Annotated in this window: 19 protein-coding genes; 13 read left to right on the forward strand and 6 right to left on the reverse strand. The window is 71.7% G+C overall.

From position 1 onward, the window contains the following. Positions 1 to 454: 454 nt before the first annotated feature. Positions 455 to 979, reverse strand: a complete 525-nt coding sequence (locus D0D28_RS22500) for a TetR/AcrR family transcriptional regulator (protein ID WP_094008570.1) — start codon at positions 977 to 979, stop codon at positions 455 to 457. Positions 980 to 1118: 139 nt separating this feature from the next. On the opposite strand from D0D28_RS22500, the gene D0D28_RS22505 reads away from it, so the two are divergent. Next, a complete protein-coding gene (locus tag D0D28_RS22505) occupies positions 1119 to 1961 on the forward strand; it encodes an SDR family oxidoreductase (protein ID WP_116112089.1) in 843 nt (280 codons plus the stop codon). Here D0D28_RS22505 and ilvA read toward each other — a convergent pair. Next, positions 1945 to 3162 (reverse strand): threonine ammonia-lyase IlvA, encoded by a 1218-nt coding sequence (ilvA, locus tag D0D28_RS22510; protein WP_233157513.1) that lies wholly within the window; start codon positions 3160 to 3162, stop codon positions 1945 to 1947. The genes D0D28_RS22505 and ilvA overlap by 17 nt on opposite strands. A 165-nt stretch (positions 3163 to 3327) precedes the next feature. Here ilvA and D0D28_RS22515 point away from each other — a divergent pair, with 165 nt between their 5' ends. After that, the gene (locus tag D0D28_RS22515; protein WP_116112165.1) at positions 3328 to 3801 is read left to right on the forward strand and encodes a universal stress protein; all 474 of its coding nucleotides are present in this window, start codon (positions 3328 to 3330) and stop codon (positions 3799 to 3801) included. A gap of 733 nt (positions 3802 to 4534) precedes the next feature. On the opposite strand, the gene D0D28_RS22520 is transcribed toward D0D28_RS22515, so the two are convergent. Further along, the gene (locus D0D28_RS22520; RefSeq protein ID WP_116112091.1) at positions 4535 to 5581 is read right to left on the reverse strand and encodes a phosphotransferase family protein; all 1047 of its coding nucleotides are present in this window, start codon (positions 5579 to 5581) and stop codon (positions 4535 to 4537) included. A gap of 575 nt (positions 5582 to 6156) precedes the next feature. On the opposite strand from D0D28_RS22520, the gene D0D28_RS22525 reads away from it, so the two are divergent. The 5 genes from D0D28_RS22525 (at position 6157) to D0D28_RS22540 (ending at position 10169) form a co-directional block, all read left to right on the forward strand. After that, positions 6157 to 6603 carry a MarR family winged helix-turn-helix transcriptional regulator gene (locus D0D28_RS22525; protein WP_094008566.1) on the forward strand — a complete coding sequence of 149 codons (447 nt, stop codon included), beginning with the start codon at positions 6157 to 6159 and terminating at the stop codon, positions 6601 to 6603. Between the two features lie 165 nt (positions 6604 to 6768). Beyond that, a complete protein-coding gene (locus D0D28_RS35770; protein ID WP_094008565.1) occupies positions 6769 to 7221 on the forward strand; it encodes a hypothetical protein in 453 nt (150 codons plus the stop codon). Further along, entirely contained in the window at positions 7181 to 7726 is a 546-nt protein-coding gene (locus tag D0D28_RS22530; protein ID WP_116112093.1) for a GNAT family N-acetyltransferase, read from the forward strand. The genes D0D28_RS35770 and D0D28_RS22530 overlap by 41 nt, the downstream gene beginning before the upstream one ends. Before the next feature lie 159 nt (positions 7727 to 7885). Further along, positions 7886 to 9409, forward strand: a complete 1524-nt coding sequence (locus D0D28_RS22535) for a long-chain-fatty-acid--CoA ligase (RefSeq protein ID WP_116112096.1) — start codon at positions 7886 to 7888, stop codon at positions 9407 to 9409. Between the two features lie 4 nt (positions 9410 to 9413). Next, entirely contained in the window at positions 9414 to 10169 is a 756-nt protein-coding gene (locus D0D28_RS22540; RefSeq protein WP_116112099.1) for a hydroxypyruvate isomerase family protein, read from the forward strand. Between the two features lie 68 nt (positions 10170 to 10237). Here D0D28_RS22540 and D0D28_RS22545 read toward each other — a convergent pair whose 3' ends face one another. After that, a complete protein-coding gene (locus tag D0D28_RS22545; protein WP_094008561.1) occupies positions 10238 to 10705 on the reverse strand; it encodes a MarR family winged helix-turn-helix transcriptional regulator in 468 nt (155 codons plus the stop codon). 53 nt (positions 10706 to 10758) lie between these two features. Between D0D28_RS22545 and D0D28_RS22550 the strand changes: the two genes are divergently transcribed. The 6 genes from D0D28_RS22550 (at position 10759) to D0D28_RS22575 (ending at position 17681) form a co-directional block, all read left to right on the forward strand. Beyond that, complete coding sequence (locus D0D28_RS22550; RefSeq protein WP_116112102.1) at positions 10759 to 12156, forward strand: MFS transporter; 1398 nt, start codon at positions 10759 to 10761, stop codon at positions 12154 to 12156. Further along, positions 12153 to 13508, forward strand: a complete 1356-nt coding sequence (locus D0D28_RS22555) for an LLM class flavin-dependent oxidoreductase (protein ID WP_116112104.1) — start codon at positions 12153 to 12155, stop codon at positions 13506 to 13508. Before D0D28_RS22550 ends, D0D28_RS22555 begins: the two co-directional genes overlap by 4 nt. Before the next feature lie 348 nt (positions 13509 to 13856). Then, positions 13857 to 16289, forward strand: coding sequence for a sensor histidine kinase (locus D0D28_RS22560; RefSeq protein WP_116112107.1), 2433 nt, complete (start codon positions 13857 to 13859; stop codon positions 16287 to 16289). 21 nt (positions 16290 to 16310) lie between these two features. Beyond that, positions 16311 to 16736, forward strand: a complete 426-nt coding sequence (locus tag D0D28_RS22565) for a roadblock/LC7 domain-containing protein (protein ID WP_094008558.1) — start codon at positions 16311 to 16313, stop codon at positions 16734 to 16736. Further along, the gene (locus tag D0D28_RS22570) at positions 16736 to 17101 is read left to right on the forward strand and encodes a DUF742 domain-containing protein (RefSeq protein WP_017983332.1); all 366 of its coding nucleotides are present in this window, start codon (positions 16736 to 16738) and stop codon (positions 17099 to 17101) included. The genes D0D28_RS22565 and D0D28_RS22570 overlap by 1 nt, the downstream gene beginning before the upstream one ends. Further along, positions 17082 to 17681 (forward strand): GTP-binding protein, encoded by a 600-nt coding sequence (locus D0D28_RS22575; protein ID WP_094008557.1) that lies wholly within the window; start codon positions 17082 to 17084, stop codon positions 17679 to 17681. The genes D0D28_RS22570 and D0D28_RS22575 overlap by 20 nt, the downstream gene beginning before the upstream one ends. A 70-nt stretch (positions 17682 to 17751) precedes the next feature. Here the strand turns inward: D0D28_RS22575 and D0D28_RS22580 are convergent, their stop codons facing one another. Both D0D28_RS22580 and D0D28_RS22585 read right to left on the reverse strand, forming a co-directional pair. Further along, positions 17752 to 19134: a tryptophanase gene (locus tag D0D28_RS22580; protein ID WP_116112110.1), complete on the reverse strand. Its 1383-nt coding sequence runs from the start codon at positions 19132 to 19134 to the stop codon at positions 17752 to 17754. Between the two features lie 20 nt (positions 19135 to 19154). Beyond that, positions 19155 to 20195: a tryptophan dimethylallyltransferase family protein gene (locus D0D28_RS22585; protein ID WP_116112112.1), complete on the reverse strand. Its 1041-nt coding sequence runs from the start codon at positions 20193 to 20195 to the stop codon at positions 19155 to 19157. Positions 20196 to 20450: the final 255 nt, after the last annotated feature.

Here is a 20450-nt window from a genome sequence, read left to right on the forward strand (position 1 = left end):
CCCGGCCCGCTCCACCACCGACCACACGGCCTATTACCGGCCGCCTAGCGCATCCGCCTTCCACCAGGACTCAGCCGCATCCGGCGCACTACGCGCTCGCCTGCCGCATCCAGCCCACCATCGAGTGACCATCCGCATCCGGCCCACTACCGAGTCACCACCCGCGCCCGGCCTACCACAGAGTCACTACTCGCGTCCGGCGCGCCACCGGGTTCGCCATCGGGTCACCCCTCGCATCCGGCCCGCCACCGAGCTACCAGCCGTGCCCAGCCCGCCACCGAGTCACCGCCCGCGCCCGGCCCGCCACCGAGTCACCGCCCGCGTCCAGCCCGCCACCGAGTCACCGCCCGCATCCGGCCCGCCACCGAGTCACCGCCCGCACCGCCCGCATCCGGCCCGCCACCGAGTCACCGCCCGCGCCCGGCCCGCCGCCGGCGCGGAAACCTCGGCGCAGTCAGGGCCGCAACCCGGACAGCGCCGTCTCCACCACCCGGTCCGCGAACTCCTCCGTGAGCGGCCCGCGCTGCATCCAGCGCACCGTCACCGGCCCCCAGATCACGTCCACCGCCATGTCCAGGTCCACATCGGACAGCTGTCCCACTTCCACCGCCTTCCGCAGCCGCTCCTTCTTCAGCTCCCGCACAGGCTCGTCGAGCCGTTCCGCGTACATCCGCGCCAGCTCTGGGTCGTGCATGATCTCCGAACTCAGCGCACGCATCGGCAGGTCGTAACGCGCGTCGCGCAACTCCTTGACCGTCGCGCGCAACACGGCCTTCAGGTCCGCCTCCAGATCCCCGGTATCGGGCAGTCCGCCACCGTCCCCTTCGGACAGCATCAGGAACGCGTCCAGAAGCACCGCCCCCTTCGACGGCCACCAGCGGTAGATCGTCTGCTTCCCGACCCCGGCCCGCGCGGCAATCCCCTCGATGCTGAGCTTCGCGTATCCCACCTCCCCCGCCAACTCGAACGCCGCGGTCAAAATCGCGCGACGCGAGTTCTCGTTCCGACGACTCGAATCCGGCACGTCCCGACTCTACCACAAGATGAGACGAGACGGTCCGTCTTGACAGCCTCGAAACGAGACGCTACGGTTCGTCTCACAACGAGAGGAGCACACCATGACCACCGACCCCACGTCCCGCGTCTGGTTCATCACCGGAGCGAGCCGAGGCCTCGGCCGCGCGTTCACCGAAGCCGCCCTCGCCCGTGGCGACCGGGTCGTCGCGGCCGCCCGCACCATCACCACCGAAGAGACCAGCCAGTTGCTGCCCATCCAGCTCGACGTCACCCGGCGCGAGGACGTGTTCAAGGCCGTCGAGCAGGCCGTGGAGCACTTCGGCCGCCTCGACGTGGTGGTCAACAACGCGGGCACGCTGTCGATGGGCATGGTCGAGGAGTTCACCGAGGAGCAGGCCCGCGCCGCGATGGAGACGAACTTCTTCGGCGCCCTGTGGGTGAGCCAGGCCGTCCTGCCGGTGCTGCGGCGGCAGCGGTCCGGCCGCATCCTGCAGATCTCCAGCATCGCCGCGCTCGGCGGGTTCCCGATGACCGGCCTCTACAGCGCGAGCAAGTTCGCCCTGGAGGGCATGAGCGAGGCACTGGCCCGGGAAGCGGCCCCGTTCGGCGTCCAGGTGAGCATCGTCCAGCCGGGTGGTTACTGGACCGACCTCTACACCGCCCCCGCCAGGGCGAGCCCGATCGACGACTACGGGCCCCTGAGACAGCAGCTCGAACGACTGTGGTCCGAAGAGTCGGTCGACAGCGACCCGGCGCTGGCCGCCGAGGCAGTGCTGAAACTCGCCGACAGCGAGGACCCGCCGTTGCGCCTGCTGCTCGGCAGCATGGTCTACGACCTGGCGCACGACCTCACGCGTCAGCGCCTGGACGGCTGGTCGGACTGGGAGGAGGTGAGCCGCGCGGCCGAGCAGGCGATCCCGATGCCGGTCAAACGAGGAACGTGAACAGGGGGCTGTCGGGCGAGACGCGTTCGATGCGGTGCGGGCCGGCCATCATCCGCTTCATCATCGGTTCGAGGTTCTCCGGCGACCCGAGTTCGATGCCGACCAGCGCCGGGCCGGTCTCGCGGTTGTTGCGCTTGACGTACTCGAAGAGCGTGATGTCGTCGTCGGGTCCGAGCACGTCGTCGAGGAACCTGCGCAGCGCGCCGGGTTCCTGCGGGAACTCGACGAGGAAGTAGTGCTTGCGTCCCTCGAAGATCAGCGCCCGCTCGACGATCTCGGCGTAGCGGCTGACGTCGTTGTTGCCGCCGGAGACGATGCACAGCACCGTCGACCCCGGCTCCAGTCCGAGGTCCAGCCCGAGCGCGGCCGGGGAGAGCGCGCCCGCGGGCTCGGCGATGATGCCGTCGGACTGGTAGAGGTCGAGCATCTCGACGCAGATCTTGCCCTCGGGCACGGCGATCATGTCGGGACGGCGGTCGGCGGCGAGGGCGTAGGTGTGCTCACCGACGAGCCGCACCGCGGCGCCGTCGACGAACGGGTCGATGGCCTCCATGGCGACCGGGCCACCGTGCTCGAGGGCGAGCGCCATGCTGGCCGCGCCCTGCGGTTCGGCGCCGATGACGCGCACCTCGGGCTGGGTCTCGCGCAGCCAGGCGAGCGTTCCGGCGAGCAGGCCACCGCCGCCGACCGGCACGACGACGACGTCGGGCGCCTTGCCCAGCTGCTCGATGGCCTCCTTGACCACGGTGCCCTGCCCGGCGATCGTGCGCGGGTCGTCGAAGGCGGGGATCATCGTCGTGCCCGTGCTCGCGGCGTAGGCCTGCGCGGCGGCGGCCGCGTCGTCGTAGGTGTCGCCGTGCACCACGATCTGGACGTGCTCACCACCCAGGCGGGCGACGCGGTCCCGCTTCTGCCGGGGCGTGGTGCGCGGCAGGTAGACGCGGGCGAGGACGCCGAGCGCGGCTGAGGCGAACGCCACACCCTGGCCGTGGTTGCCGGCGCTCGCGCACACGACGCCCCGGGCACGTTCCTCGGGGGAGAGCTGGCTCACCAGGTTGTAGGCGCCACGCCCCTTGTAGGACCGGACGGCGGACAGGTCCTCGCGCTTGAGCCAGACGTCCACGCCGTGCTGCAGCGAAAGCCGTTCGTTGCGGTGCAGTGGCGTCGGCTGGATGACGCCGGCGAACCGGGCGGCCGCCATCGCCACGTCGGCTGCCCGCACCGCGTCGGGCCCGTTACCCACGACTTGGTTCCTCCTGTCGGCGTAGACGTCATTCGTACCAAAGTCGTGCCGGGCGCCCGCACCCGGAGCGGCCGGTGCCAGATAATGCGAGCCGTGGGTGCGGAGCGGGCCAGGGGGCAGTTGGTGGAGGAGTACGGCCCGGCGTGGTCGCCGGGACCGTTCGAACGGGGCACCGACGGTCCCCACATCGTTCTCGCGGGCGTCGACGGCTCCCCCACCGCGCTGCGGGCAGGTGCCTACGCGGCCGGGCTCGCCCGGCGACAGCGGTCGCGGCTGGTGCTGGTCTACGTGCTGGCGCCGCCGGCGTGGACGGGCATGGCGACCGGCTACCTCGCGGCCGCCCAGGAGCAGGCCTACGAGGCGACGATCGACGAGATGCGCAGGCCGATCCGCGACCTGGCCGACGAGGCGAACATGCCGATCACGTTCATCGTCCGCCGGGGCGACGCCTTCACCGAGCTGCGGCGCGCGGCCGTCGAGCTGCATGCCGACCTCGTGGTGGTGGGCGCGTCGGAGAGCCGGGGCCACCGCATCGTCGGATCGGTGGCGAACCGCCTCGTGCGGTCCGGTCTCTGGCCGGTGACGGTCGTGCCCTGACCGGTGCCGGCCGCGCAACCTCGCCGGTGCCCGCTCGGCCGAGCTCACCACCGGCGGGCCTGCTCCGGCAGGCCCGATTTCTCAGTGAGAGGCAGGGCATCGAGGGTGGCTGTGGATCGGGTTGTGCGGGCGCGGCGCCAGATCGCGGGACAAGGCCCGTGGCGATTCAGGACGATCGGGGCGCAAGTCCACCGCCGCCGAGGGCAGCCAGCCCCCGGCGCCGGGCACCGCCGCTCAATCCGGCGCAACCGGAGCAGCGCGAGCCCGAGCAGGAGCAGCGCGAGCCCGAGCAGCTCAGCGTCGCCAGCTCCAGCCGGCCGCCGAGACCGCGCGGCCTCTGTCATGCAGCCAGCCGCAACCAGACCCAGCCGAGCAAGCCCGTACGGGGTAACCGATGCCAGTGCCAGGCATTGCCTCTCCCCCAGCGCAATGACACCCACGCACACCCCAACGGGTCCGGCGGGACCACCTCCAGTCGGCCGCCGCTGCCGCACAGCCCGCAACCAGCACCCACGCCCTGCCCGGCAAGCCCCTGCGGGGCAGTCAATGCCGGTGCCGCCCATCGCCCCCCACCGCAACCACACCAACGCGCACCCCGCAGGCCACGCACCACCGCCTTCAGCCGGGCACCGCTACCGCGCGGCCCGGGTCAAGCCGCCGATCCCGCGACCCGGGGTCAAGCCGCCGATCCCGCGCGGCCCGGGGTCACGCCGCCGATGGCGCGCGGCCCGAGTCACGCGCGGGCGATTCGGTCCAGTGCTTGCTCGAACAGACTGACCGTGGCCGCGTGGAGGCGGTCGCCGGTGGAGCGGGGTGCCTTGCCCGCGCAGGCCCGCGCGTGGGTGCCCTCCAGCACGATGCCCAGTTTGAAGCACGCCAGCACCGCGTACCAGGCGATCGCGGACGTGTCGCGCCCCGAGTGGTCGGCGTAGCGGGCCACGATCTCCTCTTCGGTGGCGAGGTCGCCGGCCGTGGCGAGGCCGGTCCAGCCGAGCATCGGGCGGGTGCCCGGCCAGGTGGCCAGCAACCAGCCGAGGTCGAGGAGCGGGTCGCCGATCGTGCTCATCTCCCAGTCGACGATCGCCGCCACCGCGGCGTCCTCGCGGGAGAACAGCACGTTCGCCAGGTGGTAGTCGCCGTGCAGGATGCCTGGTGTCCACTGCCGCGGCACGTGGGACGCGAGCCACTCCGCCACCGCCGGCACGCCCGGGATGTCCGGTCCCGGGTAGCCCTCGTGGCCGGCGTAGGAGTCCAGCTCCGCGAGCCACCTCGGCACCTGGCGCTCGAGGAACCCGTGCGGCCGCCCGAAATCCGCGAGCCCCACCTCCTCGTGGCCGACCGACCCGAGCGCCGCCAGCGCGTCGGCCATCGCCAGGCCCATCTCGTGCCGCAACGCGGGCCGGGTCGCGTGCGGCTCCGGCAGTTCGAGGGTCGCGTTGAAACCGTCGACCGGCTCCATGAGGTAGAAGACCGCGCCCGGCAGGACCGTCTCGTCCGGGCAGGCCGCGATCAGCTCCGGATGCGGCACCGCGGTGCCCGACAACGCGGCGAGCACCCGCATCTCGCGGCGCAGCACGTCGTTGCTGCGCGCCCGCCGGTGGCGTGGCCCGCTGCGCAGCACGTAGGCCCGGCCGCCGCAGCGGAAGGAGAACATCAGGTTCTGCGTGCCGCCGGCGATGGGCGCCAGATCCTCGACGGGGCCGCCCGGCAACCCCTGACGGTCCATCCATGCGCCGAGGGCCCGCAGCTCCCCCGGCGACAGGACGTCGGTCTCCGGCATCGGGCCCCTCCTTCGCTTCGGGATGCAACATGGCAGACGGACTGGGGACAGCGGAAGCCCAGCGCGCCGACCAGCGCGCCACGGGATGCCACCGGTGCCCGCCACCGCACGCCGCCCGCGCTCGCCACCGCACGCCGCCCGCGCTCGCCACCGCACGCCGCCCGCGCTCGACACCGCACGCCGCCCGCGCTCGACACCGCACGCCGCCCGCGCTCGCCACCGCACGCCGCCCGCGCTCGACACCGCACGCCGCCCGCGCTCGCCACCGCACGCCGCCCGCGCTCGCCACCGCACGCCGCCCGCGCTCGCCACCGCACGCCGCCCGCGCTCGCCATGGCATGCAGCTGGTGCTTCCAGCGTTGAGGGGCTCCGGTTGCTCGGAGCGGGCACCACACGTCCGGCGGCAACCGCGCCGCCGGTGGACAGCAGCCTGAGAGCGGGGTGGGTGGGCGGTCGCCGAATTCGACAGTCCCGGCCTGTCGCCCTTCCGACGCCCGCGGACGGCAAACGTTAGGCCCGCCAACGTTGAACCGGCAAATGATTCGGCGTCCAAACGTTTCGGTTACACTCCGGCCATGGACACGACCGCCTCCGGACGGCTGCGCGCCCTGCCCAGCTGGCTGCTCACCCAGACTGCCCACCACGCGCACCGGCTCGTCACCGAGGGCCTGTCCGAGGCCGGCGCCCGCGGCTACCACTACCGCCTGCTGGCCGCCCTGGAGGAGTCCGGCCCGGCGAGCCAGGCCACGCTCGGCCGGCGCAGCGCCATCCACCTCTCCGACCTGGTGGCGACCATCAACGAACTGGCCGACCGCGGCCTGGTGAGCCGCGAGCCGGACCCGGCCGACCGGCGCCGCAACGTCATCACGATCACCGCGGACGGCCGCCGCCACCTCAAGCGCCTCGACAAGCAGATCGCCCGCATCCAGGACGACCTCCTCGCCCCGCTGAGCGACCAGGAGCGGGAACAGCTGACCGGCCTGCTGTCCAGACTGCTGCGCCACCACACGCCGGACGCCTGAGCACTGCGGCCACGGCAACAGGCGTTGGTGATGAAGCTGGGTGTGTTCGTGGTGCTACAACCGACGGGCTGAGCACTGCGACCACGGTCACACGACGCCCGGTTTCGGCAAGGCCCGGCTGGGTAGTCTCACCCGACCGTTGAGCAGCCAGCGGAGGGAGCCCGCGTGACCGACTTCTGGATCGACAACGCCCTGCAACGGGTACTGAGCCACCCCACCGACGTGCGCACCCTGCGGGAATCGGCCGCCGCCTTCCTCGACGGCTGCACGGTCGAGTCGGTCACGGACGCGCTGCTCGTCATCGACACCCTGGCCAGCGCCGCCTACGACCAGGGCCGCCTGCCCGCCACACTCCGCCTCGTGCGCGAGGGCACCCAGTCCGACTGGCTGCGGATCTCGCTGGCCGCGCCCGGCATCGAGCTGCCCTCCGCGGACAGCGGCTTCGGCACCGGCCTGCACGTCCTCACGACCTGCGCGGCCCTGTGGGGGCGCAGCGGCGAGGGGGACCATGCCGCTCTCTGGGCGCATCTGCCGCTCGTGGCTGCCGTACCGGCCGCACTTCACGTAGCGTTTACACATGGAGTCGCCCCTGATCACCGACCGGCTGCTCATCCGTGACTGGACGGTCGACGACGCCGAAGCCGCACTCGCGATCTACGGCTCGGAAGAGGTCACGCACTGGCTGACCCCGGCGATGGACCGGGTCGGCGATGTCGCCGCGATGCGCGCGGTGCTGCACGCCTGGCGTGAGGCCCAGCCCAACCTGCCGCCGCCCCGCGGCCGGTGGGCGATGGAGCGCCGGGAGGGCGGGCAGGTCATCGGCGGCCTGGGCATCCGCCTGCTGCCGCCCTACGACGAGGACCTCGAACTCAGCTGGCAGCTGCATCCCGAGGCCTGGGGCCAGGGCTACGCCACCGAGGGCAGCCAGGCCCTGATCAGGTGGGCGTTCACGCAGGACACCGACGAGCTGTTCGCCGTCGCGCGACCGAACAACATTCGGGCGATCGCCACCGCGAAGCGGCTCGGCATGCAGTGGGTCGGCGAGACCACCAAGTACTACGACCTGCGCCTGCAGGTCTACCGCATCCGGCCGGGCGACCTGGACGACGCGCCGGGGACTTGACCACCACACCGGCCGCGCGGTTCACTGACTGACGGGTCGACGTCGCCGCAAAACCGAACGGGATTCTGCCGGGTTCGGCAACCGACCCGGACGAGTACCGGGCGTCCAGGGCAATTCGGGCGCCGCGGAGGAGAACGACGTTCGGAAGGTGGGCAGGCCATGAGCTTCAACCTGGCGATCATGCTGCGGGAGTCGGCGACGGCCACGCCGGGCAAGGACTTCCTGCGGTTCCCGTCGGGTGCGATGACCTACGCCGAGGTCGACGAACGCTCCGGCCGGGTCGCCGTCGCCCTGCGGGAGCAGGGCCTGCGCCCCGGCGACAAGGTCGCCGTGCAGCTCGCCAACGTGCCCGAGTTCGTGATCGCCTACTTCGGGATCCTCAAGGCGGGCCTGACGATGGTGCCGCTCAACCCGTTGCTCAAGGCCGCCGAGATCGCCTACCACCTGGACGACTCCGACTCCCGGATGATCATCGCCCACGCCGCGGGCGCCGCCGAGGTGTCCACGGCGCTCAAGGAGGTGGCCGAGGTCCGCGCGGTGGTCGTCGGCGACCTCGACGCGGGTGCCTGGCCGGAGGGGACGCTGTCGTTCGCGACGCTGCTGGACCCCGCGGACGACGGCGACATCTTCCCCGGCGCGGCCGACGACACCGCGGTGCTGCTCTACACCAGCGGCACCACCGGCCGCCCCAAGGGCGCCGAGCTGTCCCACTTCCAGCTCTACATGACCTGCACGCTGGGCAGCGAGCGCTTCGGCGCCGAACCCGAGGACGTCGCGCTGGCGGTGCTGCCGTTCTTCCACGTCTACGGGCTGTCCAGCATCCTCAACGCCTCCGCGCGGCACGGCCGGACCATCTCCGTCGTGCCGCGCTTCGAGGTGCCCGCGGTGCTGGAGGCGATCCAGCGCGACCGGGTCACGATCATGGCCGGCGTCCCGACGATGTACCACGCGCTGGCGTACGCCGACACCACCGGCTACGACACCAGCAGCCTGCGGATCGGCAGCTCCGGCGGCGCCGCGATCCCGGAGGAGGTGCTGCGCCGCTTCGAGGAGAAGTACGGCATCCCGGTGCTGGAGGGCTACGGGCTGTCCGAGTCGGCGTCGACCACGACGGTCAACCCGGGCGCGGACAACCGGAAGATCCTCTCGATCGGCAAGCCGATCTGGGGCGTGCAGCTGCGCATCGTCGACGAGGCGGACCGACCACTGCCGGCCGGGCAGGTGGGCGAGATCGTGCTGCGCGGCCACAACATCACCAAGGGGTACTACAAGCGGCCGCAGGAGACCGCGGAGGCGTTCCGCGGGGGCTGGTTCCACACCGGCGACCTCGGCTACGTCGACGCCGACGGGTTCGTGTTCATCGTGGACCGCAAGAAGGACCTGATCATCCGCGGCGGGTTCAACGTCTACCCGCGCGAGGTGGAGGAGCTGCTGTACCGGCACCCGGCGATCGGTGAGGCGGCGGTGATCGGCGAGCCGGACGAGCGGCTCGGCGAGGAGGTCGTCGCGGTGGTCTCGCTCAAGCCGGGCGCGACCGCGGAGCCGGACGAGATCGTGGCGTGGGCCAGGGAACGCATCGCGGCGTACAAGTACCCGCGGCGCGTGCGGATCGTCGACGAGCTGCCGAAGGGCGCCACGGGCAAGATCGCGAAGCTGGAGCTGCGGGCGCGTCTGCGAGGATGACGTCATGCGGTACGACGTCAACACCTCGATCCTGTTCACCGAGCTGGCGCCGGAGCGACGCCCGGCCGCGGCGGCGGAGGCCGGGTTCGCGGGTGTGGAGTCGTGGTGGCCGTTCGCCGGTGTGCCCGGTGACCGCGAGGTCGAGCGGTTCGTGACGTCGATCGCCGACGCCGGGGTGGAACTGGTGTCGCTCAACGTGCCGCACGGCGACCTGGCGGCGGGCGAACGGGGGCTGGCCGCGTTCGCCGCGCGGACGGCCGAGTTCCGGGACGGCGTGGACATCGCGGCCGCGATCGGGCGGCGGCTCGGGTGCCGGTTGTTCAACGTGCTGCCGGGCAACCGGACCGGCGGTTCGCGCGAGGTGCTGCTGGACAACCTCGCCTACGCCGCCGAGCGGTTGCCGGGCACGGTGCTGCTGGAACCGCTGTCCGGCGCGCCGGACTACCCGCTGCTGCGCGCCGCCGACGCGCTGGCGCTGGCGGACGAGGCCGGCGCGGACAACATCGCGCTGCTGGCGGACGTCTACCACCTCGGCAGCAACGGCGACGACCTGGACGCGCTGCTCACACCGCCGCTGCTGGCGCGGACCGGGCACGTGCAGGTGGCCGACGCACCGGGCAGGCACGAGCCGGGCACCGGGACGCTCGGCGTGACGGCGTGGCTGGAGCGCCTGGCCGCGACCGGCTACGCGGGCTGGGTGGGGCTGGAGTACCTGCCGACCGGGTCCACTGTGGACAGCTTCGGCTGGCTCGCTGGTTAGGACACCTCGAACCGCGGCACGACCAGCAACTGCCCCGGCCACCCGCGGTCTTCGTCCGGCACGCCCCGTCAGTCCCCGGCCTTCCGGGCGGCCGCGTCGTCGGCCACGACCACGCGTCGCATCAGGTCGACGAGCGTCCGGCGTTCCGCTGTGGACAGCACGCCGAGCGACTCCTCCTGTGAGGCGTGCGCCACCTCCTGCAGGCGCCGCACCAGCCTCCGCCCCGAATCGGTCAGCGCGGCGCGCTGGCGGCGGCGGTCCTCCGGATCGCGTTCGCGCCGGACGAAACCGCGTCGCTCCAGCACGTCCAGGTACCCGACCAGGTGGCTGCGGTTGAGCCCGAGCCGGTCGGCCAGCGCGTGCTGCGCCAGCGGCCCGAAATCCGACAACCCCGTCAGCACGGCGAAGTGCGGCAGCCGCAGGTCGTGCTCGGCCAGTGCCGCGACCAGCCCGCGATGCCCGATCCGCGCCACGTGGCCGGCCAGGTACGAGGGCAGGGCGAGCAGGGTCGGCGGGCGCGTCTCGCGGTCGTCCATGACGGCGATCCTACCCCCTGGACGTAATAATGTCGTCGTGTAATCATTACGTCATGACACGAACTTCCGCTCCGTTCGCCGCGCTGCTGATCGCGGTGCTGTCCTTCTCGTTGCTGCAGACCATGCCGGTGCCCGCGCTGCCGGCCCTGCAGGCCGAGTTCGGCACGTCGACCACCACCGTGTCCTGGGTGCTCAGCGCGTTCCTGCTCACCGCGTCGGTGGCCACCGGGCTGCTCGGCCGCCTCGGCGACATGTTCGGCAAGCGCCGCGTGCTGCTGGCGTGCCTCGCGGTGTCCGCGGCGGGCACGCTGCTCGGCCCGGTGGCCCCGTCCATCGGCGTGCTGATCGCCGCCCGCGCGATCCAGGGAGCCGGGGCCGCGACGTTCCCGCTCGCGTTCGGCATCGTGCGCGACGAGTTCCCGCGTGAGCGGGTCCCGGTCGCGATCGGCTGGATCAGCTCGACCTTCGGCATCGGGTTCGGCGCCGGGCTCGTCATCCCCGGGGTGATCGTCGACGCGCTGGGCTGGGAGTGGATCTTCTGGCTGATGCTCGCGGTGATCGTCGCCGGCATCGCCGCGGTGACCGCGTTCGTGCGCGAGTCGCCGGTGCGCTCGCCGGGCCGGGTGGACTGGGCGGGCGCCCTGCTGCTCACCGGTGGCCTGGTCGCGCTGCTGCTGGCGATCAGCGAGGGCCGCGTGTGGGGCTGGGGCTCGGCGGCGATCGTCGGGCTGTTCGCGGCCGCCGCGGTCCTGCTGGCCGTGTTCGCGCTGGTGGAGAAGCGCCTGGCGCGGCCGCTGATCGACATCGGGCTGCTCGGCCGTCCCGCGGTGCTGACCTCCAACATCACCGCGCTGATCATCGGGTTCGGCATGTACGGCGCGTTCACGCTGGTGCCGCTGCTGGTCGAGACGCCGTCGCAGGCCGGGTACGGCTTCGGCGCGTCGGTCACCGAGGCCGGGCTGTTCATCATCCCGATGGCGGTGACCATGCTGTTCGCCAGCCCGCTCGCCGGGCGCATCGGCGCGAAGGCCGGGTTCAAGCTGCCGCTGGTGCTGGCGTGCGTGGTCGGCGCGGCCGGGTTCGTGGTGTTCGCCGTCGCGCACGGCACGCAGTGGCCGATCTACCTGGGCAACGGGATCCTCGGCATCGGCGTCGGGTTCGCCTTCGCGTCGCTGGCCAACCTCGTCGTGGGCGCGGTCGACCCGCGTCAGACCGGGGAGGCCACCGGCGTCAACACGATCATGCGCACCATCGGCGGCACCTTCGGCGCGCAGATCGCGTCGACCATCGTCACCGGCGAGGTCATCCCCGGCACGCGGTTCCCGGTGGAATCCGGCTACACCACGGCGTTCGTGCTGTCCGCGATCGCGATGGGCGTGGCGGCGCTGGTCGCGCTCGCCGGCCCGGGACGGCTCGTGCCCGCCGCCCGCCCCGCGGTGGCGAGCCGATGACGGACTACGGCCACGACCTGCTCTTCGGCGCCGTCCTGGTACCGGTGACGGCGCGGCCGGGCGAGGCGCTGGAACTCGCGCGGGTCGCGGACCGCGCCGGACTGGACCTGGTGAGCGTGCCGGACCACCCGTACCGGCCGGAGTTCGCCGAGGCGTGGACGACGCTGTCGGTGATCGCCGCGCGGACCGAGCGGGTGCGGGTGTTCCCGAACGTCGCCAACCTGCCGCTGCGTCCCCCCGCGATGCTGGCCCGCGCCGTGGCGAGCCTGGACGCGCTCAGCGGCGGCCGGGCCGGCCTGGCGCTGGGCGCCGGGGCGTACTGGGACGCGATCGCGGCCGAAGGCGGGCCGTGGCACCCGCCCGCGGAAGCGGTTTCCGCCCTCGGCGTGGCGATCGCGGTGATCCGTGCACTGTGGACACCCGGCGGGCCGGTCCACCTGCCGGGCGAGCACTACGCGCTCGACGGCGCCGAACCCGGTCCCCCGCCGCGCGATCCGGGCATCTGGGTGGGCGCGCTCGGGCCGCGGATGCTGCGTCTGACCGGCACGCTGGCCGACGGGTGGCTGCCGAGCATGACCCGGATCCCGCCGGAGGATCTGCCGTCGGCCGGCGCGATCATCGACGCCGCCGCGGCGGACGCGGGCCGGGACCCCGCCGCGATCCGCCGTCTCTACAACCTGTCCCCGCCGGCGCTCGGTTCCCCTCGCGACTGGCCGCGACGACTCGCCGACCTGGCGCTCACCCACGGCGTCAGCGGGTTCCTGCTCCCGGCCGGCACGGCGGACCTGCTGCGGCTCTTCGCCACCGAGATCGCCCCGGCGGTCCGGGAACTCGTCGCCGCGGCCCGGGGCGGGCCGGGCACCGAGCGGGAAGCGGCCGCCGGGCGGCGGCTCGTCGAGGCACACGACCACCTGCGCGCGGAACTCGGCCGGTTGCGCGACCTGGTCGCCGAGGTCGCCGCCGGCACCCTCGACGCCGGCGCCGCGCGGTCCCACCTGCGCACCCTCGCGCTGCGTCAGAACAACTGGACGCTCGGCGCGTACTGCGCGTCCTTCTGCCGCGTGGTCAGCGTCCACCACCACCGCGAGGACGCTGACATCTTCCCCGCCCTGCGGCGGTTCGGGCCCGAGCTCGCCCCCGTGCTGGACCGCCTCGAGGACGAGCACCGCGCCATCCAGGCCCTCGTCGAACGGGTCGACGCGGCGCTGGTCGCGTTCGCCGGCGGCGCCGGGGACATCACCGGCCTGCGGGAGGCGCTCGACTCGCTCACCGACGCGCTCCTGTCCCACCTGTCGGACGAGGAACGTGAGCTGACCGGGCCGCTCGGCCGGATGTGGGGTGGCGCCGGGTAGCGACGCGACGACGACTTCCGCGCGAACGGGTGACGACATCCGCGCTGCGTATCTCCCTCGCGGGGAGGAAAGCGCTTTCGGGGCCCGGCACCTCGCCGCCACCGGGGACAACGGGGTTTGCGCACAGTAACCGGGGGGTCGCGGCTCAGGGGTGAACGCCGTACGACATGATTTCAGTCCGACCAGAGCATCTATCGAGTGATCGGTGACTGTGACGCAGAGTGAGAATGACCCCCGAGCCGCCGGGAAGGCGCTCGCCGGCAGCCCTGGCTTGACAGGGGTGGTTGCATACGACTCTGTCGTGACGTCGCCGTCTTCGTCCCGGTCCCCAGGATTTCGTGGAGCGTCGTGAAAAACACAGATGACAAGTCAGGCGAAGGCCACCACAAGTCGATTCGCAAACGCCTGACCGGAACCGTCCTGATCCCCAGTATCGCGCTGCTGGTGATGTGGATCGCGGGTTCCGGCTACTTCCTGGTGGACGCGATCTACGTGCGCACGGTGGCCTCCTCCGTGCAGGACGTGTCGATCCCCGCCGTCACCGCGCTCGGCGCCGTCCAGCAGGAACGCCAGCTGTCCCTGGTCTACCTGGAACGCCCCCAGGTCGGCCTGCGCGACCTGCAGGCGCAGCAGCAGTCCATCGACAAGTCGCTGACCAGCCTCCGGTCCGCGCTGGCCGAGGTGAAGAGCCTCGTGCCGGACGAGATCGGGCAGCGGATGAACCAGATGGAGTCCAGCCTCGACCAGCTCCCGGTCATCCGCGCGGAGATCAACCTGCGCACGATCTCCAAGGAGCAGGTCAACGACTTCTACAACCGCCTGCTGGACACCGCGACCGACCTGTTCGACTCGCAGGCCCGCCTGGTGCCCGACGCCGAGTCGACCCAGGGCGGTATGACGTCGGTGGACATCTTCCGCGCCTCCGACCAGATGTCGCGCGCCGCGTCGCTGGCCTCCAGCGCGTTCGCCGCCGGGCAGTTCGCCCCCGCCGACCACCTGCAGTTCGCCCAGCTCGTCGGCAGCTACCGCGCGCAGCTGACGAAGATCGCGAGCTACATGGCCCCCGAGGCCGGCCAGCGCTACCGCGAGCTGACCTCGAGCGACCAGTGGCAGCGCCTCACCGCCGCCGAGAACTCGATCATCACGCACGGACCGGGCCCGTTCCGCGAGAACGTCGGCGGCCTGACCCTGCGGGAGAACGACTGGCGCGACCTCACCACGCAGGTGTCGGGCCAGCTGATCGCCCTGACCGTCGAGCAGTCGGAGCTGGCCTCCGGCGCCGCGCTCGACAAGGGCAACGTCAACCTGTGGACCGTGATCATCGGCAGCATCGCCGCCCTGCTCGCGGCGGTCGCGTCGATCTGGGTCGCCATCCGGGTGTCCCGCACCCTGGTCGACCGGACCCTGATGACGCGCCTCGAGCGCCTGCGCAACGACTCGCTGGAGCTGGCCCGCACCCGCCTGCCGAGCATCGTGAACCGGCTCAAGGAGGGCGAGCCGGTCGACGTCAGCGCCGAGCTGCCCCGGCTGGACCACGGCAAGGACGAGATCGGGCAGGTGGCCGAGGCGTTCAACATCGCCCAGCTGACCGCCGTCCAGGCCGCGGCCAGCGAGGCCAAGGCCCGCAGCGGTGTCAACAACGTGTTCCTCGGCATCGCCCACCGCAACCAGGGCCTGGTGCACCGCCAGCTGCAGATCCTGGACCGGATGGAAAGCCGCGAGGAGAACCCGGAGCAGCTCAAGGGCCTGTTCCAGCTCGACCACCTGGCCACCCGCGCCCGGCGCACCACCGAGAACCTGATCATCCTCGGCGGCAAGCAGCCGGGCCGCCGCTGGCGCAAGCCGGTGTGGCTGATGGACGTGCTGCGCGCCGCGGTGTCGGAGACCGAGCACTACTCGCGGGTCGAGGTGGAGAACGTCCCGCAGGTCGCGATCATCGGCTCCGCGGTCGCCGACACCATCCACCTGGTCGCCGAGCTGGTCGACAACGCCACCACGTTCTCCCCGCCCGGATCGCAGGTCCACATGACCTCGACCCTGGTCGCGCGCGGCGTCGTGGTGGACGTGGCCGACCAGGGCCTGGGCATGAAGGACGACGTCCGGGAATGGGCCAACCGGATGATGTCGGAGCCGCCCGAGTTCGACGCGATGGCCCTGAAAGCCGACTCCAGCCTGGGCCTCTTCGTGGTCGCCCGGCTGGCGGCCCGGCTCGGCCTCAAGGTCATGTTCGATTCCTCGCGCTACGGTGGCACCCGCGCCACGATCCTGATCCCGTCGGCCCTGCTCGCCAACACCGACCAGGTCGCCGAGAACGCCGATCCGGAGTTCCGCGGCGCCCCGGCGACCGCCGGGCCCGACTCGTACGAGCAGGAGGAGACCGGCGTGCCGGCCGGAGCGAACGGTATGGGACGACACGAGAACAACGGCGCCCCCGAGCCCGCTCGGCGGGTCCCGGTGGAGCTCCCCGCGGGACGGCACGCCGAGCCGGAACCGGAGCGGGCGAGCGAGACCACCGGTGTGCGGACGATCTCGGTGTTCGAGCCGGACCCCGCACCGTCGCCGACGCCCTCGCCGCGCCCCAAGCGGTCCCGGGCCCCGCTGCCGCAGCGCGCCCTGCAGCAGAACCTCGTCGCCCAGCTCCGTGACGACCCGGACGCGGACGCCACCGATTACCACGAGTTCTCCGGTCGGACCCGCAACACGCTCTCGGCGTTCCACAAGGGGACCCGCCGCGGGCGCGACGCAGACGCACCGGAAGACCCCCGGGCCACCATTGACTGAGAGGGAAGTCGAACCTCATCGATGAACGAGAACGAGAACTCCAAGGTCGACCTGAACTGGCTGCTCGACGACATGGTCGACCGCGTCGTCGGGGCGCAGCACGCCGTGGTCCTCTCGGCCGACGGGCTGCTCATGGGCAAGTCCGCGAACCTGTCCAAGGACGACTCCGACCAGCTGTCGGCGATCGCGTCCAGCCTGCAGAGCCTCGCCAAGGGCGCCAGCAAGCACTTCCAGCGCGGCCCGGTGCTGCAGACCCTCATCGAGATGGCCGAGGGCTACCTGTTCGTGTGCGCGGCCGGTCAGGGCGCGTGCCTGGCGATCCTCGCCGAGGAGACGGTCGACGTCGAGATGATCGCCTACGAGATGAGCCGCCTCGTCAAGCGCGTCGGTGACTACATGACGTCGGCTCCCCGGGATGCCGCGAGGTTCGTAGCGGAGCACAACTGATGGCGGACGATCAGTGGTACGACGAAGCGGCCGGGCCGCTGATCCGGCCGTACGCCATCACCCGGGGCCGGATCCCGTCCGTCGACATCAAGCTCGACGTGGCGACTCAGGTGATGGCCATCCGGGGCAACCACGACCCGATCGGGTTGACCCCGGAACACCTGACGATCCTCGAGTTGTGCCAGCGGCCGTTGTCCGTCGCTGAAATTGCCGTGTACGTCAAGGTCCCCCTCGCCGTGGTCAAGGTGTTGTGCAGCGATCTGATCGAACGGGGCGCCGTGATCGTCCGTTCGCCGTCGCAGCCGGCCAAGGCCCCCGATCGCGAACTACTCCAGGCGGTGCTCGATGGCCTCAACAAGCTCTGAAGAAGGCGGCGTCATCCCGACGCCGGTCAAGATCGTCATCGCGGGCGGTTTCGGCGCCGGCAAGACCACCATGGTCGCGTCGGTGAGCGAGATCGTCCCGCTGTCCACCGAGGAGGTGATGACGGAGGCCAGCACGGGCGTCGACGACCTGACCGGTGTCGAACGCAAGACCACGACCACGGTCGCGCTGGACTTCGGCCGCATCACCATCTCCCCGCAGACGGTGCTGTACCTGTTCGGCACGCCCGGGCAGGACCGGTTCTGGTTCATGTGGGACGAGCTCGCGCTGGGCGCCATCGGCACCGTGGTGCTGGTCGACACGCGTCGGCTGGACTCCAGCTTCGCGGCGATCGACTTCTTCGAACGGCGCAAGATCCCGTTCATCGTCGCGGTCAACTGCTTCGAGGACGCGGACGACTACGAAGAGGACGAGATCCGCAAGGCGCTCGCCATCGCCCCCGGCGTGCCGGTGATGTTCTTCGACGCGCGTTCACGGGAGTCGAGCAAGCTGGCGCTGATCCGGCTGGTGCGGTACGCGATGAGCCGGCTGCCCGCGGAGTCGGAGCTGGCGCGGACCTGAGGTTCTCCGGCCCGGGACTGGGAAAGGCCACCCCGTTCTTCGTGACGGGGTGGCCTTCGCGCATGGTGTGTCAGACGTACCGGGGCACCTGTCGTAGCTTCAGGTTGAAGTGCCGCAGCAGCTGGGGCGCGTGGGTGACCCGGTACTCCGGTACCCGTTCGGGGTTCTTCGCGATCGTCGCCAGCACGTCGGCCACGTACTCCAGGTGCGCGAGCGTGTAGGTCCGCCGCGGGATGGCCAGGCGGACCAGCTCGAACGGCGCCGGGGTGATCAGGTTGTGCTCGTCGTCGAAAGTGCCCAGGTACAGCGAACCCAGCTCGGCGCAGCGGATGCCGCCCGCCAGGTACAGCTCGCACGCCAGCGCGTGCCCGGGGAAACCGTGCGGGGGCATGTGCTGCAGCAACCGCCCGGCGTTGAGGTACAGGCCGTGCACCCCGGCCGGCTGCACGATGTCCACCCCGGCCTCGTTGATCAGCCGGGCGAAGTGCGCGGTCTCCTCGGCGCGGTTGCGCAGGTAGTTCGGGTCCACGACCTCCCGCAGGCCCTGCGCGACCCGCTCCAGATCGTGCCCGCCCAGGCCACCGTACGTCCGGAAACCCTCGGTCGCGATGAGGATCGCCTCGCACTGCTTGGCCAGCTCCGCGTCCCGCACGCCGATCGCCGCGCCCATCGGGGCGATCGCGTCCTTCTTCAGGCTGGCGACGAAACCGTCGGCGAGGGCGAACGTCTCCTGCGCGACCTCCTTCGGGGTCTTGCCCGCGTAACCCTCCTCGCGCTGGGTGATCAGCCACGAGTTCTCCGCGAACCGCGCCGCGTCCAGGAAGAACGGCACCCCGAACCGGTCGCACAGCGCGCGCACGGCCTTCAGGTTCGCCATCGACACCGGCTGCCCGCCGCCACCGTTGTTGGTGATCGTGATGAGCACCTGGCCCACGCGGGAACCGTCCGGCCCGGACAGGGTTTCCTCGAGCGCGCCGAGGTCGATGTTGCCCTTGAACGGATCCCGGCTGTCCAGGTCCGCCGCCTCCGGGCACGGCAGGTCCCGCGCCTGCGCCCCGGCCAGCTCCACGTTCGCGCGCGTGGTGTCGAAGTGCGTGTTGGACAGCGAGATCTGCCCCGGCTTCAGCGCGGTGGAGAACAGGATCCGCTCCGCCGCCCGGCCCTGGTGGACCGGGAACAGGTGCGGGAACGAGGTCAGGTCCGCCAGCGCGGACCGGAACCGGAACCACGAGTCCGAACCGGCGTAGGACCGGTCGGCCGCCGCAGCACCGGCTTCCTGCGCGGCCGACACCGCGCCGGTGCCGGAGTCGGTCAGCAGGTCGATCGTGACCATGTTCGCCGGCAGGTCGAACATGTTGTAACCGGCGCGGGAAAGCGCCTCCTCCCGCTCCTGCCGGGTCGTGATCGGGATCTCCTTGACAACCTGGACCCGGTACGGCGGGAACGACTTCATGCTGACTTCTTCCTCCCGGTTCACAACGAAGCCGCGGCGCCGACCCGCGTGCGGGGTGCGGCCACGGCGTAGGCCTCCGACGAAAGATATACCGTCGTTCCGGTGCCGAACCGGCCGAGACGCAGGGAGACGTGCGCGATCAGGCCCACCCCCGCCGCCATCGGGCGGTCGGTGACCGCGGCGATCGCCCCGTCCAGCTCCGCGGCGGGCAGCCCGGCCCGCGCGAAGTGGGCCAGCACCCGCTCCCGCGCGGCCGCGTCGTCCGGGACGTAGTCGCGGATCGGGAGGTAGAGGCTGTAGTTGCCGGGACGGCCCGCATCGGCCTCCACGAAGGAGTAGCTGGAGATCAGCGGCCGCCCGGCGTACGGCCCGGTGCCGCCGCCCGCGGCGGTCAGGAACTCCCGCACCAGCAACGGGTTCACGCCCGCGACGGCCCCGGCCGCCCGCTCCACCGTGCCCGATTCCGCCGAATCGTGCGAAATGTACAGCTTGACCCGGGACAGCGGGCCGTCGTCGAGGTCGAGCGCGAAGAACGAGAACCGATCGGCGGCACCACGCAGCAGCGCGTGTTCGGTGACGGTTTCGTAGGCGTCGCTCAACCCCAGGCGCCGCAGTCCTTCCGCGACGAGCCCGGGGGCGGCGTGCTCGCCGCGCACCTGCGGGTTGAAGTAGACCTTGAGCGCCGGGGCGCGGCCGGGGCGCAGGATCACCGAGAACCAGAGGGCGAACTTCCCCTGCGGCCGTTCGGTGAGGAACAGGTCCTCGACCGCCTGGAACCGGTCGAGCCGGAGATCGAACCGCTGCGCCATGTGGGTGAGAAAGCGCTTCGCGGCATGAATGTTCGCCGCGTGGCCCGGGTTTTGCGGGATCGTTTCACCGAGGATCCGCACGGCACGGTCGCCGCTCTCGTCGAACGCGACCGAAAACTCCACGGGGGTCGCGTCGTCCGCGACGTCGGAAGGCCACAGCGGGGGCTCGGTCAGCGGGCGCGCGCCCGCGGCCCCGAGGAGTTCCCGCAGGACGTCGACGGGATCACCGTCGTCGGCCGGAAAGCCTGCCACCCTGCAGAGTTCTCCGAGCTGTCTACTGGCATGGTCGAATAGGGTCACAGGGGCGACGTTCACACTCACTCCGACGGTCTGGCGAGCAGCTGCTCGACTAGGCGGGGGACAGACCGTCGACCAACATAACGTCATCTTTCCAGCGAGACGTACCGCTGGAGGAGTGATCTTGGCCGCACGGTCAGTCACTGCCGGACGCTGTCCTCCTGGTTCGCTGCCGCGGCACGGTTTTCGCTGTCCACGCACCGGGAAGCA

The organism is Amycolatopsis ruanii (assembly GCF_003385175.1).
Taxonomy (GTDB): Bacteria; Actinomycetota; Actinomycetes; order Mycobacteriales; family Pseudonocardiaceae; genus Amycolatopsis_E; species Amycolatopsis_E thermalba.